The sequence below is a fragment of the Nesterenkonia sp. AY15 genome (assembly GCF_022565855.1).
Lineage (GTDB): Bacteria > Actinomycetota > Actinomycetes > Actinomycetales > Micrococcaceae > Nesterenkonia.
The window spans coordinates 1-20691 of the sequence record NZ_JAJOYV010000014.1 but is presented as its reverse complement, the minus strand read 5'-3'; the positions used below and the strand labels follow the sequence as shown (position 1 = coordinate 20691).

The following is a 20691-nucleotide window of genomic DNA, read 5'->3' as shown; positions in this document are numbered from 1 at the left end:
CTCGCTCCGGAGGGACTCTACGGCCGGCGGAAGATGACTGCGCTGACCCGCCGCAGGATCCCGGGTGCCTCCCGGGGCGCAGTAGACCGGGCCATGCGCAGCCTGGGGCTGGCCGGTGTGCGCCGAGGCAAGGGCATTCGCACCACGATCCGGGCCAAGGATGGGGTCCGTGCCGGAGACTTGCTGAATCGGGACTTCACCGCTGATGCGCCGAATCGTGTCTGGGTCGCGGACTTCACCTACGTGCGCACCTGGGCGGGGTGGGCCTAGTTGTACAGGATCCGTGCCATGGTCGAGACCCAGCCCCAGGGCTCTCGATGCACCGGGTCGATCTGGAAGGCGGGGTAGCAGGTCTCCTCAGCGTGGCTGGTGGAGATCAGTCGTCCCTTGCGAGCTGCTTCCGAGGGCCAGTTGCGGGCCTTATCGACGCACTCAGCCATCTCACCCGCGGTGAGCAGTCGGGTCTGCGGGTCTTGGTTCAGGAGGTCGAGCTTCTCTTGGGCGGAGTCCTTGTGTCCCGTCTCAACCATGTCCCGCACCTTCCGTTGCGACCGGGCAAATCAGTCAACGAGTTCTAGTGCTCGGTCTGCAGGCTCACGAGGGTCCTCGACCATCTGCCTGCGACTCAGTGGTGCGTCCTGCATTGACAGTGCGCCGAGTGTCAAATCCTATTGACAGTATGACGACTTCACCAGACTCAACACCGACCACCCGGCACCACGTCCCGCTTTCTCGGCGTGCTGAGCGGATCGCCCTGTACGCCCGGAGCATGGAGGTGAACATGGATGTGGCGGAAGATCCCCTGGAGGCGCTGTGGGACATCGAGAGCATCTACCACGACCTCGAACCAGCGCGCGCGGAGGTGGTCCGCGCGGCTCGCGCCAAGGGCGCCAGCTTCACTGACATCGGCAAGATCCTCAACATCACTAGGCAGCGGGCCCATCAGCTCTTCCGCGACTAACCGCGGTCAACACCCGATGACTGTCGACCGCGACCGGCTGCTCGCCTCGGTGCAAGCCGGGCGTTCGGTGTTGAGAGACTGACGCTGGCGGGCGGCTCGTGCTGAGGTCTCGCCTCCCAGCGGGGCGCCTCGGTGCGTACTGCGGCCTATGACCGTATGCCCGCCGTCACGCGCGCTCTTCGGTACCCATGTACGCGTGCCGCCACCCACGCCTGAGCCCCCTGGTGAGGGGGAAGCCCGTCTTCTGGTGGAGTGCAACGTACGTACGTCGCGCTCCACGCTGCAAGCAAGCAACGTGCGCGCGCTGCAGCCCACGCTGCAAGCAACGTACGTACGTTGCCCTCCCCCATGGCGAAGAAGAAGACTCGCAACGAGCGGATCAACGAGAAGCTGAACGCGGGCATCTCGCACATCGACGCAGAGATTCAGGTGACAAAAGAGGACGCCGACGCGAAGATCGCGGAGCTCAAGCGTCGGCAGGAGACCGAGAACTCCCGGATCAGAGAGATCATGATAGCGGTGCTCAGCGAAGACCACCCGGACCTCTACGCCCAGGTGGACGCCAAGGCCCGGCGTCGCTTCGAGGACGCTGCAGAGAAACGTCGGACACGCGCCAAGGGCGCGGCGACCCCTGCGCCACAGCACGACGTGGAGCCCGAAGAGTCTGAGGAATACTGCGACCCGGGACAGTACGGAGGTTCAGGCCAGTATCCGCAGCAGTGACGCTTCAACGCCGACACAGTCACAAGCCTCAGCACCGAATTGGTGCTGGGGCTTATCCGTGCTTTGGGAGGCTGTTCGCTTCACTTACGGGAGTTCATCACCGAGTAGATCCGGAATCGCAAGATAGGTCTACAACGACCTCAGAACCGACCTGGGGGTTCCTGACGCTCTATAGGACCCTCCCAGGGTGGTTCAAAAGGCGGATCCGAGGATTGTCTCCCTGGCCCCAAACCTCGAGCCACTCTGAGGCGAGGATAGGCGTGGATCTCACTCCCGGGCCTCCCTAACAGGAGATACCCCGTCTCACTATTTCAGTGGGAAGCACTATCGTCTTTGACGGGAACGACTCCCCCGAGATCCTCCTGAACAGAAGGTCTGCACCAATGGACCCGAGAGCGCGATTATCGTAACGCACGACGCTTAGTGATCGCGGCATGAACTCAGATAGAAAAAAATCATCGAACGCGAGCAACTGCTGGTTCTCCTGCCGCTTCCACAACGCTCTCATCGTCCCGATCGCCGACCGGTTATTTCCGCAGAAGAAAGCAGTCGGTGGATTTTGTGACTCCAGGAGCCTTTCAGTCTCTTCCTCCGCTTGTTGCGGGGTGGCAATATTCAACTTGATCAGAGAGTCGTCTAGCGGGAGTCCACGCGCCGAGAAGGCTGAACGCGCCCCGTCGAGGCGTTGCCGCATGGTTGGCATATTCAACGTGTCTAAAAGAATGGCAATGCGTGAATTGCCTTGCTCTATAAGCTGTTCCACTCCATTCCGAGCGCCTGCAACGTTATCCAGGATAACAACGTCTGCGTCAAGTCCAGTGGGCCTGCGGTCAAGAAAAACCATAGGAATACCAAGTTCGATCTCTGATTTCAGACGCGAGTGATTGCCCCCCGTGGGGACGATAAGGAGTCCATCCACCCGCCTGGCACAAAGATCGAGTATCGCTTCCATCTCGTCATCAGCATTCTCGCCAGAGTGAGCCGTGATTAACTGTGTGCCGTGCTCACGTGCAACTTCGGCGACAGCAGAAGCGATATTGGCGTAGAACTCGTTGCTAAGATCTTTGATCAAAAGCCCGATAGTAGCGGTCGGTGCACCTGATCTAAGCGCTGAGGCGGCCATGTTCGATCGAAACCCCAAGTCCTTCGCCACGGTTCGCACACGCTTCGCGAGAGACTCGTCAACGGTCGGCACATCGTTGATGACGCGGGAAACCGTCTTGATACTGACGCCTGCACCGCGCGCAACGTCTGCCATGGTGGGGCGTCGGTCAGTTGACTTGCGTTTCATCGTGCTCCTCATGGTTTTAAGGCCTGAGACAACGTTGTCTACGCCACTAGGCTACCTGCGATTCGGCCTCCACAACTCGTTAACTTAGGGTCCAGACACCAGGCGCCCAGAAGTAGCAAGCGTGCAGCCCCCAGACCAATCGGTGTCGGCGCTGTTTTTCGCAACTTCAGTGCCCAGGAGTACCCAAAGTCTCCAGGCCAAGCACTACGCACGCACTCAGGACTATGATCGGCAGCACATAGAGGCGTATATAATCAGGAACCGGAGGCTACCGGAGACGTCCATGGACTCTAAACCTGTTACTCCCGGCCTCGCGCGCCCACGATGCGCTTTTCAAGAATCGATACAGGGAAAAAAGATGCAGTCAGTTGCGTGTATACACGGAGGAATCGAGGGTGCATTGCAGTGAGTCCTGAATTATCAGTCTACCGAAGCTCAGTCACGGTCTTGGCCTCTGCCGTTGAACGTACCCACGAGTACTCGGAAGGTATTTTCCGATTGGCTCCAGCCTGGGTTCCGCGCTCGTTCTGCACGCCGGGGCGCCGACTTCGACTCCATCCGGCGGACTATTTCCCTTTCGGCAAGGACCGTGGGGGGATCGACGAACGTTGGCTCTCTTCGACTGTCCGGGCAGACAACGGTCCCGAAACAGGTGAGCACGAAGGCCTGAGTCTTGTCGTGGCCGTTGGTGCAGACGGTGGATCCGAGTTGATCCCGCTTGACACCTTGGTAGACCACCTCGGTGCGACTGGAGTAGGGCAACGACTCTGGGATGAATACCACGGGTGGCCGATGTATTCGAAGTTCTTCGACAACGCCGCCCCACTTCCCTTTCACCTGCATCACCGGCAGGAACATGCCGAACTAGTGGGTAAGCGATCAAAGCCTGAAGCCTATTTTTTTCCTACGCAAATGAATGATCACCTCGGTGAATTCCCGTACACATTCTTTGGTCTGCATCCCGAAGTCACCAGGAAACAATTGGCGCAGCGCCTCCGACGCTTCCAAGAGGGCGGGGACAATCAGATCACCGAACTCGCACGCGCCTATCGTGTGTCCCTGGGAACCGGGTGGGACGTCCCGGCGGGACTCCTCCACGCGCCCGCCAGCGTATGCACTTACGAACCTCAGTCGGCCTCGGACGTGTTCGCCATGGCCGAATCCTGGTCCAATCACCGGGAAGTACCTAATGAATTGATGTGGAAGGACGTGCCGGAGGGCAGGCAGGGGGACATCGAGTTCATCCTGGACCTCATTGACTGGGACTTGAACCAGGATCCCTTGTTCTTCACACGCAGGTTCACTCCTCCCATCGAAACCTCGGTCTCCGCGCAGGCTGCCGGCGCAGGCAGCGGGTACCGAGAACGATGGATCGCTTACCGTTCGGATTCGTTTAGCGCTAAAGAGCTCACTGTGGGTCCGGGTACAGCAGTCACGATCACGGAGGATGATGCTTACGGTTTAATCACGATCGCGGGTCGCGGCAGCATCAACGGACAGCATCTTGCGACGGCCCACCAGATTCGCTTTGGGCAGCTCAGCCACGATGAATTCTTCGTCACCGCCGAAGCGGCTTCCGGAGGCGTCGCCGTGGTCAACAGTTCTCCGAACGAGGATCTTGTCGTGCTGAAGCACTTTGGCCCCGGCAACGATGAACTCCGACGAGAGTGGCACGGTGTCGCACAGGCCGCCGAGGAGGCTGCGCTCAGGCTCTGAACCGGTCTACCGCACCCAGGCCTCCAAGCGCGCTCCTCGATGGACTTACTCAACCGAACTGCACGCCTAGGGCCAGGCCATGGGAGATGGCAAGAACTGACTGACCACCGGGAGTTCATACCATCGGGTCTTGGACTTAGCGAGTGGCCCGATGGGCGTCACAGCCGCTCGGCTCTCAGGCCCAGACGGTCGAGAGGTAAGGTCGGCCGGGAGGCCTCGCGAAAACTTTCGGCGCCTCGAACTCGGGGATCTGCTCTTCATCGAGTCCAGCTCGCTCTTCTCCATAGTGCTGCGTCCGAGGATCATTCTCATTCGCTTACGCAAGACGCGGCTATGCATCGATGTTGTCGTCGCTGACTCCCGGATCGCGGGTGGCACTCCCTAGCGACGGCCACGCTTCGATAGCTACAAGACACAGCGTGTTCTCGACATTCACTGCACGTCGTCGGATCTCAGATGCTCGGCGCTACGCATTCTCTCCATCGGAGGAGCCACTGATGATGAGGGTCGCGCGAGAGCGCGTGGCTTCGACCAACTGGGCGTTCAAGCCGTCAACAGACTGTGCCCAGGCGCGGGCGTCTTCGCGGCTCCTTCCATAGCGCTCATGCCGCTTGACTAAGCGATTGAAGCGCTCTTGTTCCCTTGTCTGGCAGAACCAGGACTCGGTGAGAAGCTCATTAATTTGCGCCCACGGCTCGGCCTCGGCGAGCAGGTAATTTCCTTCCACAATGACCACACGCGTATCAGGCGACACGGCGATCTCTGCGGCGATGCCCTCGTCGACATCGCGGCGGAAGCTTGGTGCGTAGACGATGTTTCCTGGTTCGCACAGCAGGCGGCGAAGCAGCGCAACGAACCCCCAGCCATCAAAGGTGTCGATCGCGCCCTTACGGTGGCGCCGGCCGAGACGGTCAAGAGTGGCATTGGCCAGGTGGTACCCGTCCATTGGCAAGTGCACAGCCGTCTCCGCGCTGCCGAGCAACTCAGCTATTCTCGCGGCCACCGCTATGGCGCACGTGGTTTTGCCGGCACCGGGGCTGCCCGCGATGCCCACGAGTATGCGCCCTTGTTGAGGTATGAGCGCTAGAACCCGTTCGGCAAGCTTATCTACGTCAGTGACAGTAAACGCTCCCGTCGCAGTCGAAGCTGAAGGAGGCCCTGTGGGATTATCGTGAGGATCTGTGTGCGACATAAACGAACTCCAAACATCGGAACGAACACTTGTCACAGGCGACCATTCTCGCGGCACCACGTCATCCGACAGGCCACGGCTAGAGCCGACTGAGTCATCTGGCCCACCTCAACTCAAGGCTTCCGGCACGCAAATATAGGCCTGTCGCACCGCAACCTCGACCTCACAAGTGTTCCTCAGGGGGGGGTGCAATGGAAATGCTGAGCTTCAGGACGGCACCGCGCACAACAACTACTCCATGTCGTAAGCACTCGATAAGGATGGGCATCGGGCCGTCTTCATTTTCATGATTGAAGGACGACCCGATACCCATCCCCATACGCGGTAGCGGCACTCGTAGGGAGTCACATTCGGACCACTCTCACTTCACCGCGCCTTGAGACAACCCGGCTACGACATGTTTCTCAAACCGAATATAGAGCAGGATGATCGGTATGATGCTCAGCATTGTGAATGCCTGGATATACGACCAATCCTGGATTCCTGTGGAGTCTAGCGCCATGTAGAGCCCGTAGGGGAGGGTTCTCAATTCCGGCCCCGTGGTGAGGGCAAGTACGAACGGGAACTCGTTCCACGCCTCTCGGAAGGAGAGCACCGTGATCGTCAGCAGTCCCGGGATCGTGAGAGGCAACACAAGTTTGGTGAAAGTTTGCCACGTACTTGCGCCATCAATCTTTCCAGCCTCGTCGATCTCCCTCGGGACAGCCTGAACGAAGCCCATCATGATCCACGTAGCAAGAGGGATAGCCGTTCCTGCATAGATGATGATCAGCGCGGCATACGTGTTGAGCAAACCAGTGGCGGTCAGCATCTCATAGAGAGGAACAATCAAACTGACTCGAGGAACGAGACGGGGAATCAGGATAAACAGCAACAAAGTATGGCGCCACTTGAATGCGTACCGGGCGAAACCATAGGCTGCCACCGACGACACGGCGACGGCAAGAACCGTAGACGTGACTGACACGATCAGACTGTTTCCCGTAAACATCCAGAAACTGCCGTCACTCAGTACCGATATGTAGCTGGCAAACGTAGGGTCCTGCGGAAGGATCGTGGATTGTGTCTGATTGATCTCGCTGGCTGGCTTAAATGAAGCCAACAGCGCCCATGCAATCGGCACTGCGGACCATACGATCGCGAATGCCAGCGGGATCCATATGATTCGCTTTCGAACCCAGGACGGGATGATCGAGGTCTTGTACTCTCGCGTCTTGGGCGGCGCCTCCCGGTCAGGACTCGTTCGGGAACTTGCAGGCTCTTTAACTATCACTTTCTGATTATTCATCGCGGGGCACCAGTTTCAGATAGGCAGCGCTCAAACCAATATTGAGCCCGAGTAGAACGACCATGACTGCGGCCGCTGCATTGAAGTCAAGTTGTTCAAATCCGAGTTGATAGAGAAGAAGCGCCAGTACTTCAGTCGAGCGACCAGGCCCTCCACCAGTCATGGGGATGATGAGGTCAAACATGTTGAAGCTCGCAAAGCTCAGCCACATCAGTGAAAGCATAAGTTGCGGACCTAGTGCAGCAACGGTGATGAATCGGTAGGTATCCCATCCGCCCGCACCGTCGATGGCTGCAGCGTCATAGAGGTTCGGATCGACGGTCTTGAGACCGGCATAGATGATCAGTGTCGAGAAGGGACTGATGAACCACACATTGGCGAGGATGAGCACGATCATTGCTCTTGTCGGGTCACCGAGCCAACTGATTGCGTCTGCGCCGAAGAAGTCGAAGACAAGGCCTACAACTCCACCTGTGGGAGCGAACAGGAACCTCCACATCACGGCGGCGGCAATTCCGGAAACCAGGAACGGAATTAGAACGATCGTTCGGAATACTTTTCCGCCGAACGTGATTTTATGGAGGATCTGCGCGAAGGTCATGGAAAATACCATGCCGATAATGACTGATGAAGCAACCAAGACGAGAGAGCGAACAAGCGCCCCCTGGAACGCAGGGTCCGCAAATAGCTTGAAATATTGTCCCAGGCCTATAAACGTCGTTTCTCCAATGACGTTAGTCTCAAACAGAGACAACTGGATACCGTACATGACTGGATACGCCAGCACTGCAACGATGAGTCCAATTGCGGGGCCTATAAATAGGAACGGTGTGAGCTTTTTGCGTCGACCTGCGCGGCGGACGGCCGCGCTTCTGGTCCGATCGCGCTCTAGTGTGGTGGTGGCCATATTTCCTCTTCTACTTCTGCATCGACGCGATATCGAGCGGGTAGAACCGTCTGACGGGCACTGACGTACCCGTCAGACGGTTACCTGCCTGTAGGAAATTACTCGGAAACCTCAGCAGCTAGGCTGTCGAGTTCTTCCTGGAACCCTTGGGCGGCTTCGGCGACGTCACCATCCGGGTTGGCCAGCGCCCACTGCACGGCGTCGCGAATGACTTCGTTCATTTGCGCCTGCATGAGATGCGCGGGAGCCTGTTCCACTTCGGACCAGGTGCTGAGCAGCTCCTCAGCGTATGGATTGGCCTCGAGGTACTCGTCACTTTCCATTACTTCGATGTTGGCCGTTGGCTGATAACGCGTCGCAACAGACAGGGACTGGTCGAAATCAGCCAAGTAACGGAGAACAAGTCCCGCCTCGTAGGGATGCTCTGTCTGGGAATTTACGTAGTACGGCCATCCGTTCCCGACGTATCGGGATTCTTCCTCGGCACCTTCACGTGCGATGGGACTAACACTGACGTCCCACTCGGAACCATTCTCGATGACGGTCTGAAACTCAGGATAGACATTCAGTGCTTCCATCACCTGAGCGGAGGAACCATCCATGAATGCCGCCCGCATATCTCCACTGTTCCAAGCAATAGTGTCCGGGTGGGCCAGTCCCTCACTGATTAGGGTCTGGTAGAAGCTCAGCCAATAGTGGCCGGCCTCCGAATCGATCTGCATGACATTGTCTTCCCACTGTCCACCCATTTGAGCGAAGATTGAGATTTCCCATGCCGGCTTGTTTTCACGGGAACCGTTTGTTCCCCATCCGTAGGAATCGGTTTCCTCAACGATCGCCCTACTCGCCTCGAGGACCTCTTCCCACGTGGTGGGGACCTCCGCGCCTGCTTCCTCCAGAACGTCGGTTCGATAAGTATGAAGGTACGGTCCCAGGTGCAGCGCCAGCCCGTACACGGTGTCGTCCCAGGTCCCCATCTCCCAGCCAGCATCAATCATATTGTCGTAGAGTTCAGGGTCTTCTTCTTCCCAGGTCGTCTGAATGTCCGCGAGATCGAGGAGCATGTCTCGGCGAGCAAGTAACCCCGCGTATTCATATTCGATCTGGAAGAGGTCCGGGGCCGAACCAGCGTCGTACTGCCTCATGAACGTCGATGTAGCCTCTTCCAGAGGGATTACGTCGGCCGTTACCTCGATGTTTGGGTACTCCTCATGAAAAGCGTCGAACGCATCATCAGGAATGAAGTCCTCACGCCCGAACCACATCGTGAGCTCTACGTTCTCATCGGAAGGGCCGGCATCAGACGAGCCGGAGCACCCTGTGACCAGACCCAGGGTTGCTAGTCCAAGAACCGCGACGGTTTTAGTGCCGCGACTGCGGTTCCGACTTCTTGTATCAGCCATTTGATTCTCATTTCGTGAATGTTGACGGTTTGAGACACCGTGCAGTTCGACTATCCCTCGACCCCACGAGCAAGCCTGATTCTCCTGTCGACCTCCGAAAGAGCGGTGGGTCGTGCTGGGGCTTCGAGTCCGAACGTCACCAGATCTTCTTGAGTGCGAGTTAATTCCGTTGGACAAACTAATTGACAAGATTCGCACGAATTTCCGCAGCGCAAGCCTGAGCGACATACATGATTCGTACGACAACTAGACAGCGGAGAGCCAATCATCAAGATTTGCCCACACCGGATTCGATGTGCCGTAACTCTCCCTCACGGGTTGTGTGATGTAGGACACTATACACACTGAGACAACGTTGTCTCGTCGTTAGGGGATTTTTCGCTCCAGGGTGCTCACCCGTCCCACTCGGCTGCACGGGCTCCATGTCGCATCAGTCACCCGTATTTTTCAGCACGCCCGCCGCGGGCGGGTGCCTCTGGAGGCTAAAGACGGCTACTGCTCGGTGTGCCGTTGGGGTTCACCCGCGAATAAGGCTGCGAACCCGACCGCCACTGGGACAGTTGCCAGCACCGCAGCAGCTACGCCGTAAGACCCGAACACCCCGTATCCCAGAGACAGCACCACCGGGCCGAAAGCCGTAGACCCGACCGAAATCGTCGTAACGATTCCGCGGATCGCACCTATATGCACTGTGCCGAAATAACGAGTGAACGCAGCCGCTTCCACCGTACGCACAGCGCCTCCCGACGCCCCGAGAAGCGCACCGAAACCCACCGCCGTCCATGCATCCTGGACCACATTGAGCAATCCCAAGGACCCTGCGAGGAGCATCATGGAGAACATCACAGCAAACTTCGGACGAACACGATCAGCCAGACCGCCCACACCGATCGTGACGATCAACATCGCAATCGCCTGCGGGATGAAGTTCGCGGCCGCCTCGGTGGCAGTAAGACCTCGCTCCCCCAACGCAGCAATCTGATGAAAATTCAATCCCGTACCCAACATCCCTGAGGCGGCGACCCCCGCGGTGATGATCCAGAAGATCGGTGTGTGCAGCGCCTCTCTCACCGTCCACTGATGCGCCTGACCAAGCTCGACAGGCGTGCCCGAAGGTTCCGGGGTCTTGCCCCGCCTCACCTCGGGTTCCCGCACCGTTTCACCAGCGGACCGTGTGGCGTTTCGCTGGCGGTGGAGAAAGAACCACCCCAGTGGCAGCACGACGGCCCACACGGCGAGCCCCTCGATCATCCACACGGTGGAGGTGCCTAAGTGTCGGATCATCCACTCCAGCAACACCGGGGACATCGCGATACCGGCCGAGCCCACAGCGGTCGTCACTCCCAGTGCCAGGCCTCGCCGGCGGGTCACATGCACAGCCACCGCGGTCGACGCGGCCAATCCCAGTGCGCCTTGACCTGCCATGCGCATCCCTATGAACCCCAGGGTCAGCCCCCACAGGCTGGTCACCAGACTCAGCAGCATCAACACCCCGCCGAAGACGAACCCGATGACGATCATCACCGGGCCCACCCCGTAGCGATCCAGGGCCCGGCCGATCAATGGCATCGCGCAGGCGCCCAGCAGAGTCGCGATCATGTAACTGGTCGAGAGCGCATTGCGAGTGATCCCCAGATCCGCAATCAGCGGCTCGGTGAACACCGCGATCGCGGCCGTCTGGCCCGGGGCGCTCATGATGGTCGCCAGCGCAGCCGCGGCCACCACCTGCCACGACGACCCCACGTGTGCTTTGCTCAACCGACACCCCTCTTGAAGTTTCCCCACGCAACGGCCCCCGTGTGAGGAACCTACCGTAAGGTGAGAGTAAGTCGCGCCCCAGTCCGGCGTCAGTGGCGCGGTGTGGCCACACTCATGACCCAACCCAGCCCGAAACCATAACGGAGCCACAACGGAGCTACAGGGCGGCGTTGCTAAAGTGGTGGGCCACGATGCAGGGAGGTCACATGTCGGAGAATCTGACCGATACCCAGATGCATATTGGCGAGCTCGCTGAACGCACCGGACTCTCCCTGAGGACCATCCGCCACTACGGCGATATCGGGCTGCTGCCAGCGACCAGCCGCACCGAGGGCGGATTCCGGGTCTACACCGAAGCCGACCTGGCGCGGCTCCAGCGCATCAATTACCTCAAGCCCCTCGGGTTCAGCCTCGAGGAGATCTCCGAGGTCGTCGGACTCCTGGACCTGGAATCCCTCACCCCTGATCAGCGCGACGCTGCAGAGGCAGCGCTGCACCGTGTGACCGAGGAACGCCGGAAACTCGCCGCCTACCTGGCCCAGGCGGAACACATCGTCGAGGACCTCGAGAGCAAGCTCACTAACTGAGACTTTCGTCACAGATCTTGTAACTCTACCCTTACGTAAGAGTAGAGTTGGCGCAGGCCGCGCGACCATGAACCGTTCGGACTCCTTATTCTTTCAGCTCGCACCGTAGCGCGCACACTCGCAGACCTTGAACCCCGGCACTCCCGTGCCCACAACGCCGAACGGAGATTCATGGCCGCCTCCACTGTCGCGCCACATGCTGAGATCACCCCCGAGGAACGCCAGTCCGTTCTTCGCACGCTGAAGTCCCCGCGCCTGCTCAAGACCGAGATCCTCGCCGGGCTCGTCGTGGCGCTGGCGCTGATCCCCGAGGCCATCGCCTTCTCGATCATCGCCGGCGTCGACCCACGCATCGGGCTCTTCGCCTCCTTCACCATGGCGGTATCGATCGCCTTCCTCGGTGGACGCCCCGCAATGATCTCGGCCGCCACCGCGGCCACCGCGCTGGTGATCGCCCCGCTGGTCGCGAGCCACGGGCTCGACTACTTCATCGCCGCGGTCATCCTCGCCGGCGTCTTTCAAGTAGTCCTGGGGGTCACCGGTGTTGCCAAGGTCATGCGCTTCATCCCCCGCTCGGTCATGGTCGGCTTCGTCAACGCCCTGGCCATCCTGATCTTCACCTCCCAGTTCCCCGACCTCATCGGGGTCCCCTGGCTGGTCTACCCACTGGTCGCCCTGGGCCTGGTCGTCATCTACCTGCTGCCCCGGATCACCAGCATCGTGCCGCCGCCGCTGGTGGCCATCGTGCTGATCACCGTCCTCGGCGTCGTCTTCGCGCTGAACGTGCCCACCGTGGGTGACAAGGGCGAGCTGCCCCAGTCCATCCCCGAGCTGTTCATCCCCAACGTCCCGCTCACCATCGAGACCTTCCAGATCATCGCCCCCTACGCCCTGGGCATGGCCGCGGTCGGACTGTTGGAATCACTGATGACCGCGAAGCTGGTCGACGACGTCACCGACACCCGCTCGGGCAAGGTCCGCGAATCCTGGGGCCAGGGCGCGGCGAACATCATCACCGGCTTCTTCGGCGGCATGGGCGGCTGCGCAATGGTCGGTCAGACCATGATCAACGTGAAGGCCTCCGGGGCCCGCACCCGGATCTCCACCTTCATGGCCGGCATCTTCGTTCTCTTCCTGGCGGTTGCCCTGGGCGACATCGTCGCGATGATCCCGATGGCCGCTCTCGTCGCGGTGATGATCTTCGTCTCGGTCGCGACCTTCGACTGGCACAGCATCAAGCCTTCGACCCTGAAGATGATGCCCAAGTCCGAGACCGCGGTGATGCTGGTCACCGTGATCGCCACCGTGTGGACGCACAACCTGGCCATCGGTGTGGGTCTGGGGGTGCTCACCGCGATGGTGCTCTTCGCCCGCCGGGTGGCTCACCTGGCCGCGGTGGAGCGCAGGATCGAGCAGCACTTCGGTGAGGAGATCGCCAAGTACGAGGTCATCGGTGAGCTGTTCTTCGCCTCCTCCAACGACCTCTACACCCAGTTCGAATATGCCGAGGATCCCGACCACATCGTGATCGACATGTATGGCTCCCATGTCTGGGACGCCTCCACGGTGGCGTCTCTGGATGCGATCACCGAGAAGTACTCCAAGTACGGCAAGCGGGTCGAGATCGTCGGCCTCAACACCGCAAGCGCTGCGCTGCACGAGCGGATGGCCGGCAAGCTCGGCGCCGGTCACTGATCACAGGGCACCTGTTGGTGAATTCCCCCGTGAATGGACTGCGCGGAAGCCTCGTGCGTGCCGTGACTGGCATGCGCGGGGCTTCTACGCGGCCTGCCAGGCGATGCTTGCCCCGAGAAGAAGAGGACTCATGAAGACGAAGACGATCACTGCGCTGGCGACCATAGCTTTGCTGACTCTCACCGGCTGCGATGCCCAGTCCGGCCCAGCCGACGAGGCGGAACCTGAGGAACAGGTCGAGAGCACGCCACCGGTCCTCGAAAGCGACACCGGCCCAGCAGACGAAGACGTAGAAGACATCGAGAACGAGGAAGAGTCTGCCAACTAAGCGGAAAGCTGACTCACCCGTTAGCTGACCGGCGTGTGTCTTCTAGAAGACTTGTCCGTTCATCAGGGGGGTCGGACGGCACCCGCCTGGCCCGCGTCGGTAGCTAAATGAGAAGATTGTCAGCTCCTGGTCGAGCGTGACTCATCACAGTGCTGCCACTCTGCGACCCTTCCCAGACTGGCAATGGCCGATGGCCGCCGCTGAACTCAGCCCACTGCGGAAAGGTCCGTGATTGCCATGTCTATCGTCGCTCATTCACACCCGTACATCGTGGGTGTTGACACCCACGCTCGGACCACGTCTACTCAATCCTCGCAGCGCATACCGGAACGCCACTGGAAACCAGATCGTTCCCCACCTCTGCGGAGGGGATCGTGCGTGCCATCAGCTGGGTCAGCCGTCACACCGCAGCCGACGCCGACACCCTCTGGGTGATCGAAGGCGCGGCCTCCTACGGGGCGATCCTCACAGGCATCGTCGCTGCCCATGGCTACCCGGTCGCAGAGGCACCTCGGATGAATGCCAAGAATCGACGCGGAGTCGGTAAATCCGATGCCATGCACACGTTCCGAATTGCCGCGGCTGCAAGGCCGTTGCTGGTCAAGGAGCTGCGTCGTCCTCGGTTGTGAGACGGTATCCGCCAAGGTGTCCAGATCCTAGTGACCGCCCGGGAATCCATGAGCAAGGATCGCACTCGCTCGGTCAACGCGCTCAACGCCCTGATGCGTGGCAATGACCTCGGACTTGATGCCTGCGAGAAACCGAATCCCCTTCAGATATCCGAGCAGGACGAAATCACCGTTCAGCAGATTGTGCTTTTGCCCCGCTGAGGGAGAAGCGCGTCACCGAACTACGGCGACGGGACACTGCGAATGCTGGAGAACTTCCTGGGTCACTGATCCCAGGAAGAGCGTGCTGAGAGGACTGCGTCCCCGAGTGCCGGTGACGAGAAGATCGGCCTCGCGGCTTGCCTCAGCGAGTTTCTCGGAAGCAACGCCCCGAACATGCTCGATCTCCAAAGGAACACCATTGAGCCGCGCCTCGGCGATCACCTGATCAACTTTTCCATCTGTGTGGCCATCGTGCTTGTGCACATGCATTGCAAGGATACGCCCACCGGTATCTCGGGCATGCCGCATGGCGAACTCCAACGCATGTTTGCTCGGCTCGGAGCCGTCTATCCCAACCACGATGAGACCAGCGCGGGGAGCATACGGCTCACGAACCACCACGACCGGCCCGGTGGCCTGACGAGTCACGTGCTGGCTCACAGACCCATACACCATGCTCTGAAGCGGGCCATGCGTTCGCGCACCGAGCACAGTGAGATACGCATGCTTACTTTCACGCACGAGGGCCTCGCCCGGAGAATTGAGCACATTCGTGACTGAAGTCTGTGCCGCCTTTGCATCAGCCAGTAGCTGGTTCAACTCGTCGGTGACATGACCCGCCCGGAGGTGCTGAGGCACATCAGCCGCTCCCCGCACATGCAATGCTGAGACAATCACCTGCAGAGGGCGAGAAAGTTCAGCGGCAATATTGTCGGCCCAGGTCAGAGCGATTTTGCTGTGTTCTGATCCGCCATAGCCGAGGACAATTGCTCCTTCTGGTGTCATCATGGCCCAACCCTAACAGAACGTGAATGTTGCAAGGATTCAGTGAGAACGCTCCAACAGGCCTGATTCCCGCTGGAAGACTTACTCTAAAGAGTTCTGAAGCGTCCCAGGTTCTCTGCCGCTGTTAAACCGGCTGCGGCTCACTCACATTAGCTGCGTAGTAAGCGCGCTCGTACTCTACCGGGGCCAGGTTTCCCCGCGTCCCGTGGAGGCGACGGTTGTTCCATCAATCGACCCAGCCAGCGGTGGCGAACTCGACGTCTGCCAGCTGCCGGGAGGGGCCCTCGTGGAAGACATCGGTGCGGATGCACTCGGTCTTGAACAGCTCGATGATGGACTCCATGAGGCTGTTGCCATAGGCCTCACCGACGGTGCCGATCGAGGGGCGGATGCCCTTGATCTGAAGATGCGCGGTGAAGCGCACCGAGGTGTACTGAGAACCGGCGTCCGAGTGACTGATCAGCTGACCCGGCTCCACCGGGTGGGCCTCGCGATCCCGCTGCCAGATCGCCATACGCAGCGGGATATCCACCAGCTCGGTCTCTCTGGTGGTCGCCGCGTTCCAACCGATGATCTGCTGGGCGAAGACATCGACGATGAACGCCACATAGGACCACCCCGCCCAGGTGCGCACATAAGTGAAGTCCGCGACCCAGACACGATTCGGCGCATCAGCGGTGAAGTCCCGATTCAGCAAGTCCGCGGCGCGGACCCCATCCTTGGCCCGGATCGTGGTGCGAACGCCCTTGCCTTTCGCGCACACCGGCCAGCCCCAGGCTGCGCATGGCCCGGTCTACTGCGCCCCGGGATGCTGCGGCGGGTCAGCGCAGTCATCTTCCGCCGGCCGGAGAGTCCCTCCGGAGCGAGCTTGGTGCTGCCGCGGCGGTCGCTCGTGAAGGCCAGTCCCCGAATGTTGTCCTCCACCGATGCATCCGTGACCGTGCGAGAAGCGACGAGCTGGTTCGCCCGCACCCACGCCCAATAGGTCCTCGCTCCGATCTTCAGACCCTCGGCAGAGAGGATCTTACAGATCGACTCGACAGCGAAGCCTTGGCCTCTTAGTTCCTCGATGAACGCCAGGATCAGCGGCTGCGGGGGTCGAGTTCCCCCGCGAAGAAGATTGAGGCCCTGCGCAGGATCTCATTGGTCTCTTTCAGCCGACGGTTCTCCATGCGCAGCTGCTTGAGCTCGGCGTTCTCATCGATGCTGACGCCTTCGCGGGTGCCGTGGTCGATCTGGTGCTGACGCACCCATCGCCGGAGGGTGTCTCGGCTGACACCGACCTGCTTCGAGATGACCTCTACTGCGGCGGTGCGGGAGGAGTACTCGGACTGGTGACCGAGGACCAATCGGACGGCGCGCTCCTTCGGAGCGAGATCGATTCGACGAGGCATGGCTACATCCTTTCGGCTTAAAAAGATGCGGCATCAAACCTGGGACGCTTCAGATCGCCCGTATACCCCGCTCAATTAAAAGCACGGTGAAGGCCCCTTGTCTGCAACACTAAGCGTCATGACTGGCCTGAAGTGAACCGCCCTGGGACGGTCTATAGAGCGTCCCAGAAAAAACCACATGGTGGTTCATTGAACTCCTCGGAACAGACCTTCGGCATGGAACTATCATCTCTGCTTCTTAGCAGTCAGAGAGTCAATCGAACCCTCAGCAGACCCCTTGCACTGGCGTCTGGCTACGGTGATGTTCTCCAGCACCAGTCACCGTGACAGTCCAACGGTGCATCAACTGTCCATGCGGTGCCCTGGGGGCGTAACACCGTCGCGGGATTCGCCCGGACTTCCTTACGCACCACACGGCAATCCGCCGAAAAGCCCACGTCATAGCAGGATTCAGTGCTACAGGTGCTTTCTCAGGGGGAGACGCAGGTTTCCTTCCCAGGAGCAAATGTTGGATGGTACGGTGATTTCGACCTCAGTGACGGTGCGGTCATCTTCCCTCATTGGTGGCACCAGGTCTTCTTTCTTCCCTCTCCCTCATTTCTTGGCTGTTATGGGAAATGAAATCTCGAGAGCAGGCAACGGGACAGCTGGTCTCTTCTCGGAAGGTCTTCTCGTGCGCTTCAAGAATCGCGTATTTTCGCTCGCCCTGATCTCCGCCTTGGCTCTGACCACGGCCGCCCCGGCGGCGGCGTCCACCACCCCTTCCGGGTCAAGCAGCCAGCCCTGGTCCGACCGAGAGACCGCCCGCTACCTTGTCCAGTACACCCCCGGCACCGATGTCGCCGCCGAGACCCGGGAGTTACGTGCCAAGGGCAATACCGTGGGACGCACGTTCACCACCGCGGTGCGCGCAGCCGTCGTCACGACCACCCCGGCCCAAGCCGCCGCCCTCGCCCGGTCGCCGCGGGTGAAAGTCGTCGAGCCGGACCTCCCCGTAAGCGTCTCCGAAACCCAACAATCAGCGCCGTGGGGCCTGGATCGCGTCGACCAACGCGCCCTGCCACTGTCCGGCACCTACACCGCCCCGGCCAGCGGCGCCGGAGTCAGCGCCTACGTCGTGGACACCGGCGTCCACGCCTCCCACAACGACTTCAGCGGCAGGGTCACAGCCGGGTGGACCGCGGTCAACGACGGTCGCGGGACCGGTGACTGCAACGGGCACGGCACTCACGTGGCCGGCTCGATCGCCGGCACCACCTATGGGATTGCCAAGGCCGCCACCGTCGTCCCCGTGCGCGTGCTGGACTGCAACGGCGCCGGGTACATGTCCGACGTCGTGGCCGGACTCGACTGGGTCGCTATCGACCACACAACAGGCGACCCCGCAGTGGTGAACCTCAGCCTGGGCGGAGGCGCCAACTCCACGGTCGACGCTGCACTCCAGGGCGTCATCGACGACGGAGTGAGCGCCGCGGTTGCGGCCGGCAACTCCGCCACCGACGCCTGCGGCAGTTCACCAGCTCGCCTGCCCGACGCGCTCACCGTCGCCGCCACCGACCAGACCGATCGGCAAGCCTCCTTCTCCAACCACGGCTCCTGCGTGGACCTCTACGGCCCCGGCGTGGGGATCCCCTCGGCCGGCCACACCTCCACCACCTCGACCGCCACCCTCTCCGGAACCTCCATGGCCGCCCCACACATCGCCGGAGCCGCCGCCCTGGTGCTGGCCCAGAACCCCGACCACACCCCGGCTCAGGTGGCCACGGCGATCAATGACGGCGCGACCACCGACCTCGTGACCGGCACTTCCCCCGGCACACCGAACCGCCTGCTCCACGTGACACCGAGAACCGCCACCGAGCCCGTGACCACGGAGCCCTCCACCGCGACAGCACCCTCGGCTCCAACCAATGTGAAGGCCACCGCTGGCAGCAAATCCGCCACCGTAACCTGGACCCACGGCCACGATGGCGGATCACCACTAACCGGCCAGACCATCCATGTCTACTCCGACGGCAAGCGGATCTTCAGCGGGTCCCTGCCTGCCTCCGCCACTACTGCCGAAGTCACCGGGTTGAAGCCGAGAAAGAAGCACACGTTCACCATCGTGACCACCAACGAACTCGGCAGTAGCCCCGAGTCCGCCCCATCTAACACCATCACCGCCCTGCGCTGAACCAGCTCCGGACCGATACCACCCCCTCCCACCTGTGGCCGACGGTAGATCAATAACCGCAGCTTGACACCAATAAGAAGGGTCTGCTGATGGTTTAGTTGGCCTCGTGACCTGACCTACGGTTGGGTTTTCAGCACCCACTGTTGCGAATAGTTCTCATGTAAAGTGGCCGGCATGCGTCTCACCATCCTCAGCTCCCTAGATGCCCTGTGTCGCCAACGAGCCTGTGACATGCTCTCCAGCGCCTATCCGACGGCGACCTTGATGCTCCACGATTTAATGGAGGACAACGTCTTGGGGCGACGAACGGTCGGGCCGGATTCCTCCGTCCAGCGCGCAGAGACCGTGCTAGAGCACCCTTGCCCCAGTTGCGCGGTCCGCCTGGAGATCGCTCCCGCTATCCAGAATGCACGAGAGCACGGCGTGGAGCATCTCATCCTGGCCCTACCCCCCACGCTTCCGGCAGCCGCCCTGGTGCAGGCACTAGCCGACCTCCCCCGACGTTCTGTGATGCTTAACGCCGTGGTGCTGGCGTGCGCCCCGGGCTCGGTGGAAGACCAGGTCTGGGACCCTCACACGCTCTTTGAGTCCGGTTATCTGGTCCTGCCTCAAGATGAGAGGACCCCTGGGGAGTTCCTCATGGAAGAACTGGCCTTCACCGAGACCGTGCTGTTGGCGGACCCCGAGCTGGTTCCGATCACTCCATTCGAACGAGCCCGTGGTGTCCAGCTGGTCCAGGAGCTCGCCCCGCACGCGCGCATCACTGACCGAGGAACAGACATCGAAGCGCGTACTCAGCATTTGAAAAATAGGGCCGGGCATAGCCCTCGAAATGGACTAAACCGGGCTCCATCCACCCCCGATTCAGCGTTCACCACGGTTGTGCACCATCTTCACCGACCGCTGCACCCTCAGCGCTTTCGCCACGCATTGCACTCTCTCGCTCCAGGTTGCGCTCGTCTGCGCGGTGAACTCTGGATGGCGCCGGTCCCAGAATGTCGAATCCTGCTTCGGGGAGCCGGGCCAAGGATTTGGCTGAAGAACGTCGGGCCATGGGCCTCCATTCTCTGACTAAGGATGTTCGATGCCGCGAATTTTACCTCCATCACAGCTGCCAAAGTAAGCGGCATCCCCTCGGCGCCAGCATCCCCCGCGGCGGAGACTCCCGGATTCGTGATCAACTCCAGATCCGCTGAGCCGGCGATGCTTCGCGGGCCGTACAGCGCAACTGCTCGTCCGGTGACCTAATCCCTGGGGACGGAAGGCCGGCCTGGAACCCCTGCCTGCCGCACGATGGTGTTGTGTCTTAATCGATCCTTACTCAATTAACACACACTCTCCTTGCGTATCTTAAGGTAGCCTCATAGCTGTCCAATCAGGCCTCACGTCCGAGAGCCTTCCACTCAGATTCGAAGGAACACTACTCATGCGCAGAACCTCTATGGCGGTCACCCTGGGCGCACTTGTCGCCCTGACCGCGACCTCCTGTGGCGATACCACTGAGCCGGCGTCGAACGGTGACGAGACCTCCGCCGAGCAGGAGAGCCTGGTGCTCTATTCCGGGCGCAACGAGGAACTGATCCAGCCGCTCATCGACACCTTCTCGGAAGAGACCGGCATCGAGGTCGAGGTGCGCTACGGCGACACCGCCGAGCT

The 20691-nt window shown here is 60.6% G+C and carries 18 protein-coding genes and 3 pseudogenes; 12 read left to right on the top strand and 9 right to left on the bottom strand.

The features are described 5' to 3' along the window. Positions 1-264: pseudogene (locus tag LSI54_RS12805) on the top strand (IS3-like element ISPfr13 family transposase); the annotation flags it as partial. A 2-nt stretch (positions 265-266) separates the two neighbouring features. Here LSI54_RS12805 and LSI54_RS12800 read toward each other — a convergent pair. Beyond that, positions 267-530, bottom strand: a complete 264-nt coding sequence (locus tag LSI54_RS12800; RefSeq protein WP_241478558.1) for a hypothetical protein — start codon at positions 528-530, stop codon at positions 267-269. 251 nt (positions 531-781) lie between these two features. Between LSI54_RS12800 and LSI54_RS12795 the strand changes: the two genes are divergently transcribed. Both LSI54_RS12795 and LSI54_RS12790 read left to right on the top strand, forming a co-directional pair. Next, entirely contained in the window at positions 782-961 is a 180-nt protein-coding gene (locus LSI54_RS12795) for a hypothetical protein (protein WP_241478557.1), read from the top strand. 348 nt (positions 962-1309) lie between these two features. Beyond that, entirely contained in the window at positions 1310-1684 is a 375-nt protein-coding gene (locus LSI54_RS12790; protein WP_241478556.1) for a hypothetical protein, read from the top strand. A gap of 283 nt (positions 1685-1967) precedes the next feature. Here LSI54_RS12790 and LSI54_RS12785 read toward each other — a convergent pair whose 3' ends face one another. Further along, a complete protein-coding gene (locus LSI54_RS12785; RefSeq protein WP_241478555.1) occupies positions 1968-2975 on the bottom strand; it encodes a LacI family DNA-binding transcriptional regulator in 1008 nt (335 codons plus the stop codon). Between the two features lie 792 nt (positions 2976-3767). Here LSI54_RS12785 and LSI54_RS12780 point away from each other — a divergent pair. Then, positions 3768-4691 carry a hypothetical protein gene (locus LSI54_RS12780; protein WP_241478554.1) on the top strand — a complete coding sequence of 308 codons (924 nt, stop codon included), beginning with the start codon at positions 3768-3770 and terminating at the stop codon, positions 4689-4691. Between the two features lie 466 nt (positions 4692-5157). On the opposite strand, the gene LSI54_RS12775 is transcribed toward LSI54_RS12780, so the two are convergent. The 5 genes from LSI54_RS12775 to LSI54_RS12755 all read right to left on the bottom strand — a co-directional run bounded on the left by LSI54_RS12775 (position 5158) and on the right by LSI54_RS12755 (position 11239). Next, complete coding sequence (locus LSI54_RS12775) at positions 5158-5883, bottom strand: nucleoside/nucleotide kinase family protein (RefSeq protein WP_241478553.1); 726 nt, start codon at positions 5881-5883, stop codon at positions 5158-5160. Positions 5884-6244: 361 nt separating this feature from the next. After that, the gene (locus LSI54_RS12770; RefSeq protein WP_241478552.1) at positions 6245-7171 is read right to left on the bottom strand and encodes a carbohydrate ABC transporter permease; all 927 of its coding nucleotides are present in this window, start codon (positions 7169-7171) and stop codon (positions 6245-6247) included. Beyond that, complete coding sequence (locus LSI54_RS12765; RefSeq protein WP_241478551.1) at positions 7164-8078, bottom strand: carbohydrate ABC transporter permease; 915 nt, start codon at positions 8076-8078, stop codon at positions 7164-7166. Before LSI54_RS12765 ends, LSI54_RS12770 begins: the two co-directional genes overlap by 8 nt. Positions 8079-8176: 98 nt before the next feature. Next, positions 8177-9481 carry an ABC transporter substrate-binding protein gene (locus LSI54_RS12760; protein WP_241478550.1) on the bottom strand — a complete coding sequence of 435 codons (1305 nt, stop codon included), beginning with the start codon at positions 9479-9481 and terminating at the stop codon, positions 8177-8179. Between the two features lie 492 nt (positions 9482-9973). Beyond that, entirely contained in the window at positions 9974-11239 is a 1266-nt protein-coding gene (locus LSI54_RS12755) for an MFS transporter (RefSeq protein ID WP_241478549.1), read from the bottom strand. A gap of 206 nt (positions 11240-11445) precedes the next feature. Here LSI54_RS12755 and LSI54_RS12750 point away from each other — a divergent pair, with 206 nt between their 5' ends. From LSI54_RS12750 to LSI54_RS13310, 5 genes are all read left to right on the top strand, one after another. Further along, positions 11446-11826, top strand: coding sequence for a MerR family transcriptional regulator (locus tag LSI54_RS12750; protein ID WP_241470457.1), 381 nt, complete (start codon positions 11446-11448; stop codon positions 11824-11826). 171 nt (positions 11827-11997) lie between these two features. Continuing rightward, complete coding sequence (locus LSI54_RS12745; protein ID WP_241478548.1) at positions 11998-13521, top strand: SulP family inorganic anion transporter; 1524 nt, start codon at positions 11998-12000, stop codon at positions 13519-13521. 130 nt (positions 13522-13651) lie between these two features. Then, positions 13652-13849: a hypothetical protein gene (locus LSI54_RS12740; RefSeq protein ID WP_241464765.1), complete on the top strand. Its 198-nt coding sequence runs from the start codon at positions 13652-13654 to the stop codon at positions 13847-13849. Positions 13850-14157: 308 nt separating this feature from the next. Further along, complete coding sequence (locus LSI54_RS13315; protein ID WP_370644411.1) at positions 14158-14478, top strand: IS110 family transposase; 321 nt, start codon at positions 14158-14160, stop codon at positions 14476-14478. A gap of 30 nt (positions 14479-14508) precedes the next feature. Next, entirely contained in the window at positions 14509-14679 is a 171-nt protein-coding gene (locus LSI54_RS13310; RefSeq protein WP_370644398.1) for a hypothetical protein, read from the top strand. A gap of 12 nt (positions 14680-14691) precedes the next feature. On the opposite strand, the gene LSI54_RS12730 is transcribed toward LSI54_RS13310, so the two are convergent. Continuing rightward, a complete protein-coding gene (locus LSI54_RS12730) occupies positions 14692-15468 on the bottom strand; it encodes a universal stress protein (protein WP_241464766.1) in 777 nt (258 codons plus the stop codon). 121 nt (positions 15469-15589) lie between these two features. Further along, a pseudogene (locus LSI54_RS12725) lies at positions 15590-16859 on the bottom strand (IS3 family transposase). 673 nt (positions 16860-17532) lie between these two features. On the opposite strand from LSI54_RS12725, the gene LSI54_RS12720 reads away from it, so the two are divergent. From LSI54_RS12720 to LSI54_RS12715, 3 genes and pseudogenes are all read left to right on the top strand, one after another. Then, entirely contained in the window at positions 17533-19035 is a 1503-nt protein-coding gene (locus LSI54_RS12720) for a S8 family serine peptidase (protein ID WP_241478547.1), read from the top strand. Between the two features lie 174 nt (positions 19036-19209). Next, a complete protein-coding gene (locus LSI54_RS13305) occupies positions 19210-20106 on the top strand; it encodes a GTP-binding protein (RefSeq protein WP_446740435.1) in 897 nt (298 codons plus the stop codon). 355 nt (positions 20107-20461) lie between these two features. Continuing rightward, a pseudogene (locus tag LSI54_RS12715) lies at positions 20462-20691 on the top strand (iron ABC transporter substrate-binding protein); the annotation flags it as partial.